This is a genomic window from Cytobacillus sp. NCCP-133 (assembly GCF_026011715.1).
Lineage (GTDB): Bacteria > Bacillota > Bacilli > Bacillales > Cytobacillaceae > Cytobacillus.
In genome coordinates this window covers 109,220-129,130 of record NZ_BRVM01000009.1, presented here as the reverse complement: position 1 = coordinate 129,130, position 19,911 = coordinate 109,220, and the positions used below count along the sequence as shown (strand labels likewise).

Here is a 19,911-nt window from a genome sequence, read left to right as displayed (position 1 = left end):
GAACAATTTTTTAGGGGGAAAAATGAAATGAAAAAACTATTATCATTTACTGTTATCATCGCTTTGCTGCTTTCGCTTTTGTCCGCATGCGGCAGCGAATCGGATTCATCTGCTTCTGCTACTGACAAAAAGCTTGTTGTAGGAGCCAAAAATTTTACGGAGCAATTTGTTCTTTCTAAAATCCTAGCCATTTATTTAAAGGAAAATGGCTATGAAGTTGAGGAGAAAAGCAATATGGCCAGCCAGGTTGTCCGCCAGGCACTGGAGAACAATCAGGTTGATCTTTACTGGGAATATACTGGAACAAGCCTCGTAACCTATAACAAGCTTGATCCTATTTCAGATTCCGCAAAGGCCTATGAAAAGATAAAGGAAGTTGACAAAGAAAACGGGATTGTGTGGCTGGACCCGTCTGAAGTCAACAATACGTATACGCTCATGATGAAGGAAGGCAAAGCCCAGGAGCTGGGAATTGAATCGATCAGCGACCTGGCTGACCATGTAAACGACGGCAAGAAGTTAACATTAGGTACGGATGCAGAATTTGCGACAAGACCGGATGGAATCAAAGGGGTTGAAAAAGCTTACGGATTTGCATTCGGTTCTGCTAATCTGAAGAAAATGGACGTGGGCCTTTTTTATCAGGCATTAAAGGATGGACAGGTGGATGTGGCAACGGGATTCTCAACAGATAGCCGCATTAAAGCTTTTAAACTTATGAATCTTGAAGATGATCAGAACTTCTTCCCTGCTTACAATGCGGCGATCACCGTCCATGAAGATACCATGGAAAAGTACCCTGAATTAGAGGAGCTTCTAAAGCCATTAGCTGAAAAGCTAAACACCGAGACCATGACAGACCTGAACTATCAAGTCGATATTGAAGAAAAGAGCGAAACAGAAGTCGCAAGGGCATGGCTTACTGAAAATGGCCTAATTGAAGAATAAGACAGCAAGGAGGAAATCTTACAGGGTTTCCTCCTTTTTTATCCTATTTACTAAGTTTTTCCTATATTTAAATAGGGGCCTCAGCCGTCATAGTGTATGGTATAAAGGTAATAGAAAAAAGGCTGTTTTTTAAAAGATTGTTACTTTTAATAGCATTTGAAACACAGAGTGAATTGGAGCGGAAGGCACTTGATCCTCGAAAATGCTATCGCATTTCCTTCGTGCGGTGTTTATTCTAGAAAGCAAATTCAATGTCCTGTCGGAGACAGAGGAAAAGCCGGGACCCCGCAGACAGAACGTCGAGGAGGCTCGACTTCCTCCCCACGGGTTCGCTGCGTGCCTGCAGCGGAAAGGAACGGTCCAGTGTTTATAACCAAAAACAGCTTAGATAAGAAAGGGGAAATCGATGAAACGGCTTTACCCATCAAGATTAACCAAAAGATTTCTATATCTGACGGCGGTCATTATTTTTATCCCTTTATTGATTATCTTTATTCTGGCTGTTGCTTCTTCAAGAGATATTATAAAAGAGCAGACAGAAAATCAGACCATTCAGGTTACGAAAGTCATGTCGGATAAAACGAGCGATTTATTCAATTTTAAAATACAGCTGCTTGAAAATATCACGGAAAACCAGCCAGTCTCTAAAAATGGAGCATTGGAAGAGATGCTGACGAAATTAGCGGTGAACGATCCTTTTTTTAAACGGATTCACATGATTAATGAACGGGGGAGAATCGAATATAACGCTCCTTTCCAAGAAGCGGATGCCAAGCTGAGTGCTGCTGAAACCGATTTATATGACGAGCTTAAATGGCGGCGCAGTGCCTTTGTGGCAGATTCGATTGAAGAAATGAACGGAGAGCCGACTTTGGTGATTCTTGTACCCTTTCAGGAGGTTGAGGATGGGGAAGTGAAGGGCGGTTTGATTGCTTATGTCAGCCTTGTTAATCTCCAGAAGTATTTTAAGAAGAATGTCATCGGCGATTTCGGCCACAGCTTTCTTTTTAGCAAGGAAGGCAAAGTCTTGTTTGATACCAATGATTTTAGCAAATCCGGGACGCTTCTTGATGCATATCCCTTTCCGCGTGAGGCTTTTTTGGACAGGACCGGGGTATACAGGGGAGATCTCTGGGGTGAAGAATCCCTTGTTGCCTACAATCCGATTGACCGCCTGCCATTTTACACAGCTACTTCCATTCCGCTGTCAGAATCGAATGCGGTGATCGATTCCTTGAAAAATATTTTGCTGCAGGGATTCATTCTCATTTTTATCGCGTCAGTGACCGTGCTGATTTTTGGCATACGCTGGATTATTAAGCCGATTAAGATTCTGACAAATGAGGCAGCCAGCTATGCCCGCGGCGGGGAGTGGTTTACTCCTGTCCTGGCGAAAGATGATGAAATCAAGACGTTATCAAGCACCATGAAGTATATGGCGGAAAGCCTCAAGTCCTCCGAACGGCATTTGGAGCTGATTTTGGAATCTTTTCCATTTGGCGTGATTGCCATCAATCCTGAAGGCTTCATTACATCCATGAATACAACAGCAAAGGATCTTCTTGATGTCACAAACAAAGATTTAATTGGAAAATCCATTTCGGTCCTGCCGCAGTTTTTCAGGGATCACTTTGAGCAATGCAAGCACGTTTCCAGGAAATATGAAGGCCTTGAGGAAGATTTTACGTTTGAAAATGAATTTGGGAAAAAGGTCATTAAGCAGTCGAGCTCTCCTTTACTGGATGAAAATCATGAAGTGATTGGAGTCCTTACAACCTTCTGGGATGTGACAAAGATCCGGAAGCTTGAAAAGCATATCCAGCGGTCTGAACAGCTGGTTGCCATCGGGCAAATGACTGCCGGACTTGCCCATGAAGTGAAAAATCCGCTTGGAACGGTGCAGCTGGCCAGTGATTTAATAGCGAGTGAAGTAAAGGATCTGACTGTTTCCACAGCGGAGGCAGAAGCTTCTGTTGAAATGATTGCTGAAGCAGCGAAAGATATCCAGGATGAGATTCAGCGCCTGGACCTGCTCGTTAGGCGATTTTTGCAGTTTAGCCGAAAAAACAAGAAGGATGAAACAGTCTTTAGCGTGAAAACGTCAGCGGCTGAAACACTGCAGCTTTTATCCCATCAGTTCAGGAAAAAGAAAATCACGGCACGGCTTAATGCTGAAGGGGAAGATTATTTCATTAAAGGCGACCGAAACCAGATGATTCAAGCCTTCATTAATATTTTTATTAATAGCATCGAAGCGGTTTCTTTAAATGGAACGATATCTGTTGCGATGAAAGCGGCCGCTCATGGTACGATTGAAATAGAAATAAAGGATGATGGAATCGGCATTCCGCAGCAGAAAATCAAGCGGATCTTTAATCCGTTCTTTTCGACCAAGCAGGAAGGCACAGGGCTCGGCTTATGGATCACCCATGAAATTATCTCTTCCCATAACGGACAAATCGAAGTGGAGAGTGAAATGGGTGAAGGAACGTCCTTCCTGATTTCATTGAAAAAGCATGAGAAAGGCGATTCAGAATGAAAAAGACGATCTTGTTAGTTGAAGATAATGAAAAATTCCGCCGCCTGACAAAATTGACCTTAAAGAAGGAAGGCTTCGACGTGATGGAAGCGGAGACCGGGAAAGCGGCAGAAGAGCTGATGCAGAGTGAAAGCGTGGACCTGGTGCTGCTGGATTTTCTCCTGCCGGATACGACAGGATTAAAGCTTCTTGAAAAATGGTCGCCGAATTACCCGGAGACCGTATTTGTGGCCTGTACAGCCTACGGTGATATCGAGGACGCCGTCAAAGCCATGAAAATGGGCGCTTACGACTACCTGACAAAACCGATAAAGGCCGATGAATTGAAAGCTGTTATAAAAAGAGCCTTTGAAATGAAGACGTTAAAAAAAGAAAATAAAGAGCTAAAGCAGGCTGTCCAAAGAAAATACAATCTCCATGGCATGATTGGGAAAAGCCAGAAAATGCAAGAAGTCTATTCCCTGATTGAACGCGTCGCTTCACAGGACATCACGATTTTACTGGAAGGGGAAAGCGGGACGGGGAAATCCCGCTGTGCCCACGCTGTGCATCTGGACAGCACGCGCAGGACAGCGCCCTTTATCAAGGTGAATTGTGCAGCCATTCCATCGAACCTGCTCGAAAGCGAATTATTTGGCTTTGAAAAAGGTGCTTTTACCGGTGCAGTCCGATCGCAGGAAGGAAAGTGTGCAGCTGCAGACAAGGGGACCCTGTTTTTGGACGAGATTGGCGAAATATCGCTTGATGTGCAGGCAAAGCTTCTGCAATTTGCCCAGGATAAAACCTTCACCCCGCTTGGCACAGCCAAGGAGGAATTTTCGGATGTCCGCATCATTGCAGCAACGAACCGAAACCTTTGGGAAATGGTGCAAAACGGGGAATTTCGCGAGGATCTGTATTACCGGCTGAATATTATCGGGATCACCTTGCCGCCGCTGCGGGAGCGCATAGAGGATATTCCGCTATTAATAGAACAGTTTTTGGCGGAGTTTGAGGAAGAACATAACCGCAGTTATACCATATCAAAAGACTTATTAACGCATTTAACCACCTATCCATGGCCCGGAAATATCCGGGAGCTGCAAAATGCCCTTTCAAGAGCCGCTGTCCTCTCTCCATCCGGGCAGCTGCGTCTCGAGGATTTTCCGCAGGAGGTTGTGAACCACTTCTCAGGAAAAGAAGAGGAAAACTCACCTGCTTCACTGGATCTAGATGAGGATTTCTCCTTGACGGATCACCTGGAGCAGGTAGAAAAAGAAGTCATCGAAACCGCACTCGAAAACGAAAACGGCAACCAGTCGCGTGCAGCAGAAGTGCTTGGCATAACCAGGCAGGGCCTTTTATATAAGATACGAAAATATAAGATTGGGAGGGGGAGGAAGTAGGATGACCATCCAATTTTTCCGAAATAAAAGCCCTGTTCCTAGGAAGGAACAGGGCTTGCTTTTTACTACGTATTCATCGGTGTCCCGGTATTGGACTTATTTTGCCACTTGGATATAAAGATGACTGCAAATACCATGATGACGATCGCAACTGCAAGCGATAGGGTAGTTGCGACTAGCCCAGCCACAAGATAAGCGGCAAGTGCAGCAGATCCATTTAAGATTGCGTAAGGAAGCTGTGTTTTTACGTGGTCCATGTGATCACTGCCCGCTCCTGTAGAGGATAAAATGGTAGTATCTGAAATAGGAGAGCAATGGTCACCGAATAATCCCCCTGATAAAACTGCCCCAATGCAGACGTAAATTGATGCATCCAGATGGAACGCCATTGGAATAGCCAAAGGCATCATGATGGCGAATGTGCTCCATGAGCTTCCGGTCGCAAACGACATACATGCACCTGCAAGGAATAAGATGGCAGGGACGATAAAGGCAGGGACATTTCCATCCATGATTTCTACAATGTAATTGGCCGTTCCCAGATTCTTCATGACTGTGCCTAGAGACCAAGCCAGCACGAGTGTAGCAGCCACATACATCATTTTTTGCATGCCTGATATATAAATATCAAAGGCTTCTCCAAACTTTTTAACCTTGTAAAATACCATCATGACAATTAACAGAATGCCAGCAAATAAATAAGCGGTTGTAAGAGCAACCCGGAAGGCGCTTCCTTCAATCTTTTGGAACGGAAATCCAAGCGGGATCAGCATTCCGAATAATGTTACAAGCAGTACAAGCAGCGGCAGCCAGATGAGGATAGGCTTGCTTTTTGTTTCTTTTAACTCGCTAAAACGATCCGGTTTTCTCATCGGCTTTAAATCAGGCCAATATAATGCACCGGTCTCCTTTACACGCTTCTCCGCTTTCGCCATTGCACCAAACTCCAGTTTTGTGAATGCAACAAGCGGCACCATCAGAACGGTTAGGATTGGATAGAATTGATAGGGAATTGCCTGGATGAATGCGTCCCAATCTGACTCAGCCATGCTCAGTCCTTCAAACTCTTTTTGAATGAGTCCCATGATGTATACTCCCCAGCCGATAAAGGGAATAAGAACGGCAACAGGGGAAGCTGTTGAATCGATGATCCAAGCTAACTTTTCCCGAGAGATCTTTGCTTTATCAAATACCTTTTCAAAAATTGGCCCAATCAAAAGAGGAGTGCCAAGATCCGAGAAAAAGATAACAATGCCGCCAAACCAGGCGGCCAATTGCGTTTTGGATTTTGTGTTTAAATACTTAATTACTTTTTCCGCAAATGCTGCAGCTCCGCCTGATTTCTCCATTAAAGCGACAAACCCGCCGATAAAAACAAGCAATACCAGCACACCAGCGTTATAGCTGTCTGTCAGCTGAACAAACAAATAATCGCCAATCATCGTCTTGGTCGCTGTAAGCGGCAAACCCTTTGTCAAAATTAAAACACCTGAAAATGAACCTAAAAATAATGAAATGATAACGTTTTTGGTTACAATTGCCGCTATGATTGCCAGCAATGGCGGAATGATGGATAACCAGCCGAGATGTTCCATGAGTATGTCCTCCTAGTATTATATGGAAAATGAGTATATGTATTATTATTCATAAAAATAATTATTTATGCAATCCCTTTTTGAAAAAACGATATTTTAATTCAATCAAACGTTTGATTGAAAAACGCTGTGGGGATTTTAGTAGAGTTTTTTTGGCCAATTGTGAACTCTGCAAATAGAATGGGGGATTTTGCAAATAGAGCGGCAAAAATTGCAAATGGATTCATTTGGCAGGCTTGATATGCTGAATTTATGCGAAGAGTTCCCTCTGAAAACTGAAATTGGTACTATAATAGATAAAAAACGGAACCAATCAGAATGGAGCATAGCCCATGAATATTACACAAAACAAAATGATCCGGCTTCTTGAAATCAATCGCAGCCTGACCCAGTCTCTTGAGCTGGAGGAGATACTAAAAAGACTTGTCAAAGCCGCCTTTGATCTGGTTGAAAATGCGGATACGACGATTCTTTATAAGTTAAAAGAAGATGGTTTGCTTCATTTCTCCCAAGGTGTGGGGGTGGATGCCCGGTTCATGCAGCAGGTGAAATTCGAGCCGGGCGAATCTTTGACAGGGCTGGTTTTTCTTACAAAGAAGGGTGTTATTGCTTCCGGGCATGAGTTTAGGGAGCATATGAGCCGCATGTCTGAAACCAATTTTATCCACTTCTATAACGGGGTTTTCCGCCGGGAGGTTAAAAGCGGAATCCTTGTCCCATTGGTGTACAAAAATGAGTGTATGGGCGTGCTTGTGGTGGATAATTTTGATAAAGATGTTCAGTTTACAGAAGATGAATTTCATATATTAGAGGTTGTGGCGGACCAGGCTGCGATTGCCATGATGAACTCCAATCTTTACGAAGAAGTCAAGCGTAAAAATGAAGAGCTGAGCCATTCGCTGGATATTCACCGCAGGTTTACGAAGATTTTACTGGAGGGGAGGGGAACGGCATATATCCTTGAAACCATCAGCCGAATTTTGAAGATCCCCGTTACCTATTCAGAGACGAACGACCAACAAAATAACGCATTTCCGATTATCAGCTCCAACGAACTCTTTGGGTATTTCCTTTTAGAAGTGCCGATTGAACGTTTAACCAATATCCAGAAGGCCGCTTTGGAACATGCTGCGACCGCCTTGTCACTGGACTTTGTGAAACAGAATACGCTCTTTGAAAAAGAAATGCATCTGCGGGGTGAAGCGTTCCATGACCTCCTGACTGGTGCTCGTTTGGATGCGAGGATGCTGGAGAAATTCCGCATACAGGAAAAAAGCAGCGTTTCCTGTATGGTGATTGATTGCAAGTCGGGGTTTCTTTGGGAGTCCACGTCCATTCTCCAAAAAGAGAAATTGGTCAGGTCACTGGAGGATATACTTGTGAAATACGGTGAAACCAGCATTGTTTTTACGAAATCGGATCAAATTGTGGCCTTGCTGGCTAATGAACGGAAAAGGCATGGTCAGCAGCTGGCGGAGGACATCCAGAGAATCATGACTTTTAACAATCAGGCTGTTATTGGCATGGGCAGAGAGGTTCCTCTATCAGAATTGGCTGATTCATATCAGGAAGCAACTGAAGCCTTGTCATTTGCCAAAAACCATAAACACAAAACCTTTGTCACCTACTCAGAGCTAGGTGCTGAAAGGCTTTGGCTCAATACGGACAGAAGTTTGCTGAATAAATTCATTTCCGATAAGATTGGCCCCCTTTTACAAATGGAACGTGAATATCTGCAAACGATGCAGGTGTTCCTTGCCAATAATAAGAGCCACAAAAAAACGGCAGAAGAGATGCATGTCCATCCCAATACGCTTACATACCGCCTGAAGAAAATTGAGAGTCAATTGGATATGGATTTTACTAAAAAGGAAGATTGGATTGCCATTGTACTTGCCTTTCAGATCTTTGATTTTTTAACCCCTTAATTGGTCCTTGTCACAAAAAATAGCAGGATTCTTTGGCTGCTGACACATGTACATTAAATTTTCTAAATATTATAATTAATTTTAAATTACTCAGATAAGGAGAGATTTGATGAGTACTGAGATTAATAGCCAAAGCATTGCTGTCGGGAATGGTCAGGTAAAAACATTTTACAATTATATTCATGGGGAATGGGTTCCCTCTGTGACAGGGGAAGTGTATCCGAGTGTGAATCCTGCCAATACGGAAGATGTATTGGGCTACTTTCAAAAGTCGAATGCCGTTGATGTGCAAAAAGCGATTGAAAGTGCCGAGAAGGCATTTCCAGCTTGGAAAAAGACATCCCCAATCAGCAGGGGGGATATTCTCTTTAAACTTATCGTTTTTATTCAAGAGGAAAAAGAGGCTTTAGCAGAGATTATTACAAAGGAAGTCGGCAAAACGATTGAATCAGCGCGGAAAGAAGTGGATGCAACGGTACAGGCGCTAAAACATTTCAGCGGCGAGGCGAATCGGCTGTCAGGTGAAACGGTCCCTCTTATCGACCCGGATACGTTTGCCTGTACCATTCAGGAACCGCTTGGTGTGGTTGCAGTTGTAACACCATTTAATTTTCCGCTTGGCATCGCCATTTACAAAATTGCCCCATCCATGCTTGCGGGAAATACGATTCTTTATAAAGCTGCGAGTGATACCTCCCTTATTGCCGTCAAAGTTGTGGAACTGTTTGAAAAAGCGGGGATGCCACCGGGCGTGCTCAATATGATTACTGGGCCGGGTTCTGTTGTCGGTGAAGAACTTGGAACCAATCCGAAAATCAAAGCTGTCTCTTTCACAGGCTCCTCTGATGTTGGGATCCATCTTGGAAAGCTCGTGACAGCTCACGGCGGCAAAATGCAGGCTGAGATGGGCGGGAAGAACGCCACAATTATTTTGGAGGATGCCAGCCTGGAAGAGGCAGTCCAGAGTGTGGTCATCAGCGGTTTTTATAATAATGGCCAAAGCTGTACAGGAACAAGCCGTGTGATTGTGCCAAGGTCCATCTCCAAAAAGGTGATTGAGCTATTGGTTGAAAAAGCGAAGCAAATTAAAGTCGGCAACGGGATCCAGGAAGGCTTTGACAACGGCGCTGTTGCCAATAAACATCAGTTAAATACGTATCTTCATTATGTGAATAGCGCGATCTCTGAAGGCGCAGTTCTCGAATATGGCGGCAAACAGCTGACGGATGATGATCAAGCGAAAGGCTATTTTGTGGCTCCGACCGTTTTCAGCAAGGTCACGAAGGATTTTACTATCGCACAAGAAGAGATTTTCGGGCCGGTAGTAGCGGTAATGGAAGTGGATTCTTATGAAGAGGCGATTGAGCTTGCGAATGATACGGACTTCGGCTTGTCATCGGCCATTTTTACGAACGACCTTCAAAAAGCATTCGATTTTGTCCGTAAAATTGAAACAGGCGTCACACACGTGAATATTCCATCCAATCATTATGAAAACCAGCTTCCTTTTGGCGGGAAAAAGACATCAAGCATCGGGCCGCGTGAACAGGGGAGCGCAGCGCTGGATTTTTGGCTGGATACAAAAACGGTTTATATAAAGCCTTAAGGAGTGGGAGAGGATGAAAAGGATTGGCGTGATTGGCTGCGGGGCAATGGGCAAGGGAATTGTTAAAAACTTAATCAAAAATGGTTATCCGGTTTTTGTTTATGATCCCAGCTCCGATGCCATGAATCTATGCAAAGAGATGGGGGCAATTCCCAAAGCCTCATCTTATGAAGTGGGAGAGGAAGCGGACGTAATGATTTCCTCATTGCCTGGACCCAGTATTGTGAAGGATGTTATGATGGGAAGAAGCGGAGTCTTTCTTGCTTTAAAGCCTAACAGTTATGTTCTGGATATGAGCACCATTGACCCAATTACAGCGCAGGAATTAAATCTGGCTGCGAAGGAGAGAGACATTCAATTTTATGACTGCCCGTTAAGCGGAGGGCCTAAGGGTGCTGATGCCGGCACGTTGACCATAATGGTTGGGGGAGACGATCAATATTTGCCAGGTATACGCCCGGTTCTGGAGAGCGTTGGAAAGGATATTTTTCTGCTCGGCCCTTCAGGATCGGGCCAGGTGGCAAAACTTTGCCATAATATGATGGTTGCTTTAATGACTGCTGGCCTAGGGGAGGCTTTTGCAGTGGGGGAAAAAGCAGGTGTCAGCCGGTCTCAGCTTGCGGAAGTTATTCAAAGCGGGTCTGCGCATAATCGGGTGCTATCCGTGTTCGGGGAGAATATACTTAAAGATTCCTACGAAAATGTATTGTTTAGCCTGGCGCACATGAATAAGGATATTCACTTATACAAAGAGACAGCCGAATTCTATCGTGAAGATTCTCCATTGGGTCAGCTCGTGTGCGAAATCTATGGGAAGGCAATGGAGCAAGGGAAGGGCAAGCTTGATTCCTCCGCTGTGTGCGGATCGATCTAGTAATCTTTTAATCTAGGGGGGAAACGATGAAGAATGAAAAGACAGAAATTTTAAAAGATTGGCGCTTACATGTTATCGCTCTTATTCTTGTAGGAATTACCGAAGCTGTCGGGCAGTTCAGCTTTAAAGTGGGCAGCGGGGTCATTTTGCTGCTGCCAATGCTGTATGCCTTTTTCATGGGGCTTGGCTTATATTTTTCTCCGCTAGTGAAAGAAAAGCAGGCAAAGAATGCGGAGCCGCTCATCATCCTTGGGGTTACTCTTTTGATTGCCAAAATAGGCGTAACCATCGGGCCGCAGATTGAGGCATTGATTGCAGCCGGTCCTGCTTTATTGCTTCAGGAGCTGGGGAACCTTGGAACGATTTTCTTCGCGCTTCCGATTGCAGTCCTTTTAGGGTTCAAAAGAGAAAGCATTGGGATGACTCACTCGGTAGCCCGGGAACCGAATGTCGGGTTAATTATGAATAAGTTCGGCTTTGATTCGCCTGAGGGCCGGGGCGTTATGGCGATTTATATTTTTGGAACCGTGTTTGGAGCGGTTTTCCTCGGATTGATTTCAGGGTTCCTGGCAACAATCACGCCTCTTCATCCTCTATCTTTTGCCATGGCTTCAGGGGTCGGAAGCGGAAGTATGATGGCTGCCGCCAGCGGATCGCTGATCGGGTTGTTTCCTGAGCTGGAAAGTCAGATCGTTGCCTTTGCAGGAGCAAGCAACTTGATTTCTCTCTCAACCGGGCTGTATGTGAGTATCTTTATCGGCTTGCCATTAACGGAAAAACTCTATTCCATTATGATGAGGCGCAAGGAGAAAAAGGCAGCAGGGGCTGGCAAAGGGGGCGACATGAATGTTTAAAAATATCATTGAGTGGTTTCTGATTTTACTCGTATTCGGCCTATCCGCCATTGTCGGCAACTGGGTTGGGTATGATGTGGTGCCGTCTGCTGCCATTCCGGGCATGCTTGTGCTGATTTTGATCAGTGTCGTGGGGCTTGTGCTGGAAAAAGTCGTACCTGTGAATATTCCGAGTGTGGGGTATATCGGTCTAATTGGTATTCTTATTTCGATCCCATGGTTTCCAGGATCTGAATATGTAGTCAGATGGACGAGTGAGATCAATATTCTGGCTCTTGCCACCCCTATCCTTGCCTATGCAGGTATTTCAATTGGAAAGAACTGGGCTGACTTTTCCAAGCTGGGCTGGAGAAGCATTATTGTCGCAATCTTTGTGTTCTTCGGAACCTTTATCGGATCTGCGGTTATTGCGGAGATTATTTTGCGGATGCAAGGGATTATTTAATTGTTTGCGGCCTGGCGGGTGTGAATCTGCTGGGCTTTTCTTGTTTGTTTTGAGAAAACTTCTTAAATTGGGTGCTGACGGCCTGTTTCGGATGGCGTGTTTTTTCCAGTTTTTAAAAATATCGGCCATTCGCCATGTTTATCCGCCACTTTTCATTTTATCGGTCACTTTTAGCAGATATCGGTCAGATTTCATTTTTATCGGTCACTTTTCCGATAGATCGGTCAGATTTTGATTTTATCGGTCACTTTTCCGATAGATCGGTCAGATTTCATTTTTATCGGCCACTTTTCCGATAGATCGGTCAGATTTCGGTTTTATCGGCCACTTTTCCGATAGATCGGTCAGATTTCGGTTTTATCGGCCACTTTTCCGATAGATCAGTCAGATTTCGGTTTTATCGGCCACTTTTCCGATAGATCGGTCAGATTTCATTTTTATCGGCCACTTTTTCAATATATCGGTCACTTCGCGCTGTATGAACATTCCAGCAATTTCACAGTGTTAATAGGATCAAAACCCATCTTTTTTCCACCTTGATTGCAAAAATAAAAATAAAAAGCTAGTTTCGTAATCTGAAAAATAAAAAAGAAAGAGAGTGATTCGTCAATGCAACGAAACCTGTACGAGCAACTAATAAAAGAGTATAACCCGGACCTATCTCATTCGGGTGTAAATGGAGAAAGACTTGCCGCAAGACTTGATGAACTTTCAAAAATAGGCCTTCAGGAGAGCGGCGGAGTGATTCGGCCAGGCTATTCTCCTGAAGAAAAGGAAGCGAAAGAACTGGTGGCCGGCTGGATGAAAAGCGCCGGCTTAGCGGTGAGAACGGATGGGGCTGGTAACGTGTTCGGAAGATTAGAAGGGAAAACGAGTGCAGCTGCGATTGTTTCCGGTTCCCATGTTGACAGCGTCCCCAATGGCGGCCATTTCGATGGACCGCTTGGCGTTCTTTCTTCATTGGAAGTCGCCGAGGCATGGGAAGAAACCGGATATATACCTGAAAAGCCTTATGAGGTTGTTATTTTTTCAGATGAAGAGGGTTCGAGATTTAAAAGCAGTTTTACAGGCAGCCGGCCTTTTATGGGACAAATGAAGCCGGAGGAAATGGATCGCCTGCGGGATGAAAATGGCCAGTCATTGAGAGAGGTGCTGTCCGAGTATGGCAGCAGTGCAGAAGATTGCTTAAGGGCCGGAGACGGGCGAAGTGAAATTGGGGCCTTTGTTGAAGTGCATATTGAACAGGGAACGATACTCGAGCGGGAAGATCAGCCAGTGGGCATTGTAAGCGGGATTGCCGGCCCGGCATGGCTTGAGGTCATTTTTTCAGGAGAAGCCGGGCATGCCGGAAACACGCCGATGATTGGACGCAAAGATCCTTTAGTGGCAGCCTCACGATTTGTTGGGGTCATTGAACAATTTCCGAAGCAAGTCAGTGATACAGCTGTTGCCACTGTCGGACAGCTGAATGTGCATCCGAATGGAATCAATGTCATCGCACAGGAAGTCAAATTAATCGTCGATATTCGGGATATTTTTGAGGACACACGTGATCAATTGCTGGAGCTAATCCGGGGGGAAGCGCAAAAAATAGCTTCGGAAAGAAATATTGAAGTGCAGATGAATCTTAACGCAAAAATAAAGCCTTTGCCAATCAGCGAGAAACTGCAGGCAAAACTAGCAGATTCACTTTCCAAATTTGATATAAAGCCGATTTCAATCCCAAGCGGCGCAGGACATGACGCCATGATCGTCGGAAGTGAAATACCGGCAGCCATGCTGTTTATCCGCAGCAAAGACGGCATCAGCCATAACCCGCGGGAATGGACGTCATTGAATGATTGTGTGTATGGGGTGCATGTACTGAAGGATTATATTGAAAGTTTAATGAAGGGGCAATAGAACGAAAGAGACCTATTCCGGTATTTCCGGGATAGGTCTTTTGTGTTAATCAGTACGTACACCATATAAGAAAATGAATAACTATTTTCATTCAATCTCCAATATTTAAAAGCAAACAGGTTTATCTATTTTCAATAGAGGGTATATCCTTTTTGCGCAGTTAGCTGTTCTATTTTCGGAATAGTAATACTTATTTTCAAACCCTTTAAACGTTGAAAACGATTCCGATATGAGAAATAAAAGGCAAAATTACTGAAAAGTAATGACGCAAAGCTAAAGGGGCTTCTATCGCAAAGGAGTCGTAGATAAAAGGCTATGCCTTTGCGATAAAGCCAGCCAGCTGCCATCAAAAAAGAAAAGGAGAATTTTGATGTCAAACCATATGTGGATTACGCCAGAGGAAATTGCTAGGAAGAAACAGTTTAAGAGGAAATTGCTTTATCTTTCTCTTCCATTTATTGCTGTTGTGATTAGTGCGATTGTGACAATTTTGGTGAATCAAATATAGAGAATACATAGGGAAGTACGATAACTTTGGCATCAAGCCGATGTATTTTTTTGATTAAAAGCAATCTAGCTTTCTTTAAATCCAGTATTGAGCCGGAGAGGAGGGGCAAATGGTAGCAGGAATCCTATCGGTGCTTTATGCCTTCTCGACCGAGTTTCTCCAACTATTTTTCCAGCGGGATGGACGGCTTTTCGATATTCTGTTTGACAGTGCCTGGATAGCAGCAGCCATTCTTTTCATAGCCGTTAGAAAACCTAGCAGACACACAGCAAAAAAACACCTGGATCCATTATAGCCGGGTGTTTTAGCTTGCTTAAAACCAATAAATATAGCCATCTTCCGGATTCAATGTTTTTTTACTAATCCGTTTGCCATTTTTAAAGATGCCATAGACATAATTTCCTTTTTTATCGGTCGCGAGATAATTGGCCGCGGCACCCTTTTCCTCTTCCCTTAAGCCTTGTTCCTGGATAATCAGCTTTCCCTCATACTTTGTAAACGGTCTTGTGTAGTCATTGTGATTGATATTTGCAATCAGCCATTTTCCGTTTTCCTTTACAAGTGTGTAAGTCCAGATTCCTGGTGAGGCATAGCCGGCATCATCCGCTGCCGATCGAAAGGAAAGGACGGCTTTTGTGCTGGTTTGGCTGTCGTATTTAACGGTAAAATTCAGCCTTTCCATTGTAAATGGAATAAGTGCGTTTGGTTCGTAAAGCCAGCCTGGATATTCTTCATAGACTTTTTGCCATGTATCTGTTGTCATTTTTCCCGTATAATAAACGGTTACTTTTGGGCGGAGGGTTGGAAATGGAGCCGGACTTTGAAAGTTCTCGAAGATTTCATTGCCCAGAATATCTATCACCTTTTTCTCTGCTGTTGCAATCATATGGGAACCTTGTGCTAGTGTCATGGGAGTCGGGGCTCCTTTAACCCGAAGCATTCTTTCAAGTACAGCAGCACTCTGGGCCCTTGTCGAAGATTCCTTTGGCCTGAAGGTGCCATCCTCTTTGCCGAAAATGATGCCCGCCTTGTAGGCTGCGACAACAAGTCCCTTATTATTAATGGAGGCTTGATCCTTAAATACCGTCTGATTCACAGGCGCTAGCTTCATGCTCCGTGCCATTATAATAGCCATTTGCTCTCTGGAAATTTCATGATTGGGGTTTACGGCAGCCCCAAAGTCAGCTTCTGTAAGAAGTCCTGCTGAATAAGCAGTACTCAGATAGGGCTTTGCCCAGTGCTTCGCTGGCACGGAAAACGGCAGGCTTCCGTCTTTAAGAGAAAGCTGATTCGCGGCCACAGCCATTTTTACAAATTGGGCAATCGTCACTTTATGATTGGGCTTAAACGTTTGATCATCATAGCCCTGGATGATGCCACGGTAAAATAACTGATGGATATCGTTTTTCGCCCAATGATCGGATTTCACATCCCGGAAGTGCAAGGTTTCAGCAGCAGCCGAACCAATAAAAACAAAGAAACATAGAAACAAAAGCCCCATTACCTTTTTCAATTCTGTAACCCCTTTCCGAAAATAATCTAATAATCAGACTATTTCCACAATAAGTAATAAATACCTTTAAAAATAAAAATCTATAAATTTACAAAAAAATGACGAAAAAACTACAAATTCTTACTATTTTTGCGTGTTTGCCGCTGTATCTCATGGTAAGATAGGTTAAGAGAGCCTATTCTGAATTATGAAAAAATATTGTGGAGTAGGTGTTTTTTTATCAAAAAAATAGCTAGGGAGGACAAAATTCACATGGCGTACATACCTAAGTCTTACCGCAAATTTTTAGCAGCTGCGACAACTGCCGCTGTTGTGGCTGCTGCTGTTGCACCGGCTGCAAGTGCCGAAGAAGCGAACACATTCTCGGATGTCAAAGAGGACTTTTGGGCAGCAGGAGAGATTTATAGCTTGGTAGATGCGGGCATCATAAATGGATACGAAGACGGAACGTTTAAGCCAAGCCAGAGCTTAATCAGAGGACAGGCTGCCAATCTATTAACGAATGCATTGGGGCTTCCGATTCCTGAAGACCTGAAGGCTTTTCCTGATGTAAGCGAAAAGTCTGTGTTTGCTGAGGGTGCAGCTGCAGCGAAAGATGCCGGCATTTTCACTGGATCTAACGGTAAATTCGGAGCTGGCGATGTAGTAACCCGCGAGCAAATGGCATCTGTATTAGTCAGAGCCTTTGATCTTGAAGCGACAGATGAAGAAGTTCCATTTACAGATTTAGACCGCGTAAGTCCTTCTCACTTGGAGAATGTAAAGATTCTTGCGCAAAACGGCATTACGACGGGTAAGGAAGATGGAACGTTCGATCCGAAATCACCGGTGAACCGTGCAACATTCGCCACTTTCTTATACCGTGCCCTTGTACACTATGAAGAAAACCAGAATTTTGTGCTTTCTATTATGCATACAAATGATACTCATGCTCACTTGGATAGCGTGGCAAAGCGTGTCACTGCAGTAAATGAGCTAAGGGAATTGAATCCAAGCGCTTTATTGCTTGATGCTGGCGATGTGTTCTCCGGAACTCTATATTTCAATGAGTTTCAAGGCCAGGCCGATTTGGAATTTATGAATCTGATGGGGTACGATGCTATGACATTCGGAAACCATGAATTTGACTTAGGAAGCAGCCCTGAAGGCCACAAAGCTTTGGCTGATTTTGTCAAGGGTGCTCAGTTCCCAATGGTGAGCGCGAACGTTGATTTTTCAAAAGATGAACATTTCAATGGCATTTTCCAGGAAGATGTAACAACTGATGAACCGGAAGCAGGCAATATTTATAATGGCATCATTAAAGAAGTTGATGGCGAACAAGTTGGGATCTTTGGTTTAACAACAGAGGATACGGCTAATATTTCAAGCCCGGGTTCTGTCGAGTTTGAAAATTATATTGAAGAAGCTGAAAAAGCGGTTGCTGCTTTTGAGGAGCAGGGTGTTAATAAAATAATAGCCCTTTCACATATTGGGTATGACGACAATGCAGCTGTCGACAATGACCTGCAGCTAGCTGCTCTTGTAGATGGCATTGACGTTATTGTAGGCGGGCACAGCCATTCCGAAATAACCGAACCTGTCCTTGTTGAGGAAGACGAGAACGGTGAATTAAAAGACGCTACAGTCATTGTCCAGGCTTTCCAATATGGCGGCCACCTTGGAACTCTTGACGTTGAATTTGACGACGAAGGAAGCGTTATTGGATATGCCGGCGAATTGATTGAAGTTGATGGCTTTGAAGAAGATGCCGAAGCTGCTGATAGACTGAAGAAGTATTCCGATCAAATTAAAGAAGTAAAGAATACGGAAACAGGCGGAGTTGCAGCAAAGGAACTTCCAAACCCGCGCGTAAATGATGATAGCAATGTAAGTGTACGAAACAGCGAAACCGCGCTAGGAAATTTAATTACAGATGGAATGCTTGAGAAAGCAAAGGAATTTAACCAAGATACTGTGATCGCCTTCCAAAACTCAGGCGGTATCCGTGCAGCAATCGATGAAGGCCCCATCACTTTAGGTGATGTGCTTACGGTGATGCCTTTTGGAAATACGCTTGCGACTATGGATCTGACTGGTACAGAAATTAAAGAAGCATTAGAACAAAGTGTCAGCAATGCTCCTGGTGAAAACGGCGGATTCCTTCAGGTGTCCGGCATGAAATATACGTACGACAGCAGCAAGCCTGTTGGAGAAAGAGTTGTTTCTGTTGAAGTAGAGGAAACACCTGGCGAATTTGCAGCTCTTGATGACAGCAAAACTTACACTGTTGCGACGAACGCATTTACAGCAAAAGGCGGAGACAGCTATGCTGTATTTGCCCAAGCTTATGAAGCGGGCCGTGTAACAGACCTTGGTGTTGCAGATTGGGAAATCTTCAGCACTTATGTAGCGGAACTTGGAACAGTAGATCCACAAATCGAAGAACGGATTGTGGATGCAGCCGAATAAATAGGAATCATATGGAGAGTTGCCGTATATGCGGCAGCTCTTTTTTGGTGATATCAGAATTGATATCTCTTTGAACTTAGAAAACTGTCTAGCGAAAGGCGCCATCCGCTCTCGGGTCTAAGCCAATCCGTCCAAAAGGTAAAAAAACAACCTTTCAGCCAGCTCGTCTTATGCTTGAGACCCCCGGGATGGGGGGCATGCAGACGTTGCCACAGGACGTGGCGTTCTTAGTCTGCGTTCCTTCGTGGGCAAGGAGCCTTGTGCTTTTCTTATTTTTATAGTCCGAAAGATCTGTTTTTTCTAAAAAAAATTAAAAAAATAGTGAATATGGTCACAAGGTTTGCCGATTCCTGTCGATATAATAATAGGGATATTAATTCGGAGACGGGGCGATGAATTTGTTTGGGAGAGGGAAATTGCTGCAGTTGGAAGAGGGAAATAAGGAGCTGCAGGCTAAGCTGCAGTCGGTTAAGGAAGAGATAAAGGCGAAAGAGGAGTTTTACAGGGGGCTGATCGAATCGTTTAACGATGATCTGACCAACACCATTAGCCAGCATGAAGTCGTAAATGGACAGCATTATATTCTGGGCGATCTGGTTGTGAAAATTAAAGAGCGATTTGAAAACGTCAAAGCCCATAGTGAGGCTACTTTTACAAATAGCCAGGCCCTTTCGGATAAAGGGGAGAACCTGATCGATTCAGCCAAAGAAATGGTAAAGAGTTCAGAAGAAGGCCGGGAGTCTGTCGGCAAGTCCGAGCAGCTGATTAAACAGCTTGGGGTTCAATTGGATGAGAGTTCCCGGAAAATGGAGCAGCTCAGCAGCCGTTCGAAGGAGATTGAATTGATTGTTCAAGTGATTAAGGACATTGCCGATCAAACCAACTTGCTGGCTTTGAATGCCTCCATTGAAGCGGCCCGGGCAGGGGAGCAAGGCAAGGGCTTCGCTGTAGTTGCCGATGAGGTCCGCAAGCTGGCAGAAAGTACGGCGACTAGTACGGCTAATATCAGTTCCCTGACGAAAAACATCCAGACAGATATAGCCGCTACGCTTCAGTCCACCTTGCTGAGTACGGACCTTATAAAGGATGGGATTGATCTTAGCCAGGAAACGACGAGTAAAATTGATTCCATCACTGAACTGATTCATTCTGTTGAATCAGAGGTTCATGCTGTCATGGACATGATTGATGTTCAAAAAGGCTATTCCCGCGAAGTGGCAGAGGAGATTATCGAAACCAAGTCCATTTTTGACGAGGTGAATGGACTGATCCAAAAACATATTGACGATGCCAGGATGGTGGACGACAAGCTTGAAGGCGCCATCAGCCAAGTAAAAACGGTAAATGCTTAGTAGAGGAAGGG

The 19,911-nt window shown here is 44.3% G+C and carries 15 protein-coding genes and 1 riboswitch; of the genes, 13 read left to right on the top strand and 2 right to left on the bottom strand.

All coding sequences use genetic code 11. The features are described 5' to 3' along the window. Positions 1 to 27 precede the first annotated feature (27 nt). The 3 genes from NCCP133_RS12335 to NCCP133_RS12325 all read left to right on the top strand — a co-directional run bounded on the left by NCCP133_RS12335 (position 28) and on the right by NCCP133_RS12325 (position 4,872). On the top strand, positions 28 to 948 hold the full coding sequence (locus NCCP133_RS12335; protein WP_264805307.1) for a glycine betaine ABC transporter substrate-binding protein: 921 nt from the start codon (positions 28 to 30) through the stop codon (positions 946 to 948). Positions 949 to 1,354: 406 nt separating this feature from the next. Continuing rightward, on the top strand, positions 1,355 to 3,487 hold the full coding sequence (locus tag NCCP133_RS12330) for a sensor histidine kinase (RefSeq protein ID WP_264805306.1): 2,133 nt from the start codon (positions 1,355 to 1,357) through the stop codon (positions 3,485 to 3,487). Then, a complete protein-coding gene (locus NCCP133_RS12325; RefSeq protein ID WP_264805303.1) occupies positions 3,484 to 4,872 on the top strand; it encodes a sigma-54-dependent transcriptional regulator in 1,389 nt (462 codons plus the stop codon). The genes NCCP133_RS12330 and NCCP133_RS12325 overlap by 4 nt, the downstream gene beginning before the upstream one ends. A 65-nt stretch (positions 4,873 to 4,937) precedes the next feature. Here NCCP133_RS12325 and NCCP133_RS12320 read toward each other — a convergent pair whose 3' ends face one another. After that, a complete protein-coding gene (locus NCCP133_RS12320) occupies positions 4,938 to 6,467 on the bottom strand; it encodes a Na+/H+ antiporter NhaC family protein (RefSeq protein ID WP_264805302.1) in 1,530 nt (509 codons plus the stop codon). Between the two features lie 332 nt (positions 6,468 to 6,799). Here NCCP133_RS12320 and NCCP133_RS12315 point away from each other — a divergent pair, with 332 nt between their 5' ends. From NCCP133_RS12315 to NCCP133_RS12280, 8 genes are all read left to right on the top strand, one after another. After that, positions 6,800 to 8,395: a helix-turn-helix domain-containing protein gene (locus NCCP133_RS12315; protein WP_264805301.1), complete on the top strand. Its 1,596-nt coding sequence runs from the start codon at positions 6,800 to 6,802 to the stop codon at positions 8,393 to 8,395. A gap of 109 nt (positions 8,396 to 8,504) precedes the next feature. Continuing rightward, entirely contained in the window at positions 8,505 to 10,001 is a 1,497-nt protein-coding gene (locus tag NCCP133_RS12310; protein WP_264805300.1) for an aldehyde dehydrogenase family protein, read from the top strand. Between the two features lie 13 nt (positions 10,002 to 10,014). Further along, on the top strand, positions 10,015 to 10,875 hold the full coding sequence (locus tag NCCP133_RS12305; RefSeq protein ID WP_264805299.1) for an NAD(P)-dependent oxidoreductase: 861 nt from the start codon (positions 10,015 to 10,017) through the stop codon (positions 10,873 to 10,875). Between the two features lie 26 nt (positions 10,876 to 10,901). Continuing rightward, positions 10,902 to 11,729, top strand: coding sequence for a DUF3100 domain-containing protein (locus tag NCCP133_RS12300; protein WP_264805298.1), 828 nt, complete (start codon positions 10,902 to 10,904; stop codon positions 11,727 to 11,729). Beyond that, complete coding sequence (locus NCCP133_RS12295) at positions 11,722 to 12,174, top strand: hypothetical protein (protein ID WP_264805297.1); 453 nt, start codon at positions 11,722 to 11,724, stop codon at positions 12,172 to 12,174. The genes NCCP133_RS12300 and NCCP133_RS12295 overlap by 8 nt, the downstream gene beginning before the upstream one ends. 609 nt (positions 12,175 to 12,783) lie before the next feature. Next, complete coding sequence (locus NCCP133_RS12290; protein WP_264805296.1) at positions 12,784 to 14,076, top strand: M20 family metallo-hydrolase; 1,293 nt, start codon at positions 12,784 to 12,786, stop codon at positions 14,074 to 14,076. A 232-nt stretch (positions 14,077 to 14,308) separates the two neighbouring features. Continuing rightward, positions 14,309 to 14,424: riboswitch (cyclic di-GMP riboswitch) on the top strand. A gap of 22 nt (positions 14,425 to 14,446) precedes the next feature. Further along, positions 14,447 to 14,584: a hypothetical protein gene (locus NCCP133_RS12285; protein ID WP_264805295.1), complete on the top strand. Its 138-nt coding sequence runs from the start codon at positions 14,447 to 14,449 to the stop codon at positions 14,582 to 14,584. A gap of 109 nt (positions 14,585 to 14,693) precedes the next feature. Further along, positions 14,694 to 14,879, top strand: coding sequence for a VanZ family protein (locus NCCP133_RS12280; RefSeq protein WP_264805294.1), 186 nt, complete (start codon positions 14,694 to 14,696; stop codon positions 14,877 to 14,879). An 18-nt stretch (positions 14,880 to 14,897) separates the two neighbouring features. On the opposite strand, the gene NCCP133_RS12275 is transcribed toward NCCP133_RS12280, so the two are convergent. Next, complete coding sequence (locus NCCP133_RS12275) at positions 14,898 to 16,097, bottom strand: S-layer homology domain-containing protein (RefSeq protein ID WP_264805293.1); 1,200 nt, start codon at positions 16,095 to 16,097, stop codon at positions 14,898 to 14,900. 252 nt (positions 16,098 to 16,349) lie between these two features. Between NCCP133_RS12275 and NCCP133_RS12270 the strand changes: the two genes are divergently transcribed. Beyond that, positions 16,350 to 18,548: a 5'-nucleotidase C-terminal domain-containing protein gene (locus NCCP133_RS12270; RefSeq protein ID WP_264805292.1), complete on the top strand. Its 2,199-nt coding sequence runs from the start codon at positions 16,350 to 16,352 to the stop codon at positions 18,546 to 18,548. Positions 18,549 to 18,940: 392 nt separating this feature from the next. Further along, complete coding sequence (locus tag NCCP133_RS12265) at positions 18,941 to 19,900, top strand: methyl-accepting chemotaxis protein (RefSeq protein WP_264805291.1); 960 nt, start codon at positions 18,941 to 18,943, stop codon at positions 19,898 to 19,900. The last annotated feature ends 11 nt before the right edge of the window (positions 19,901 to 19,911 follow it).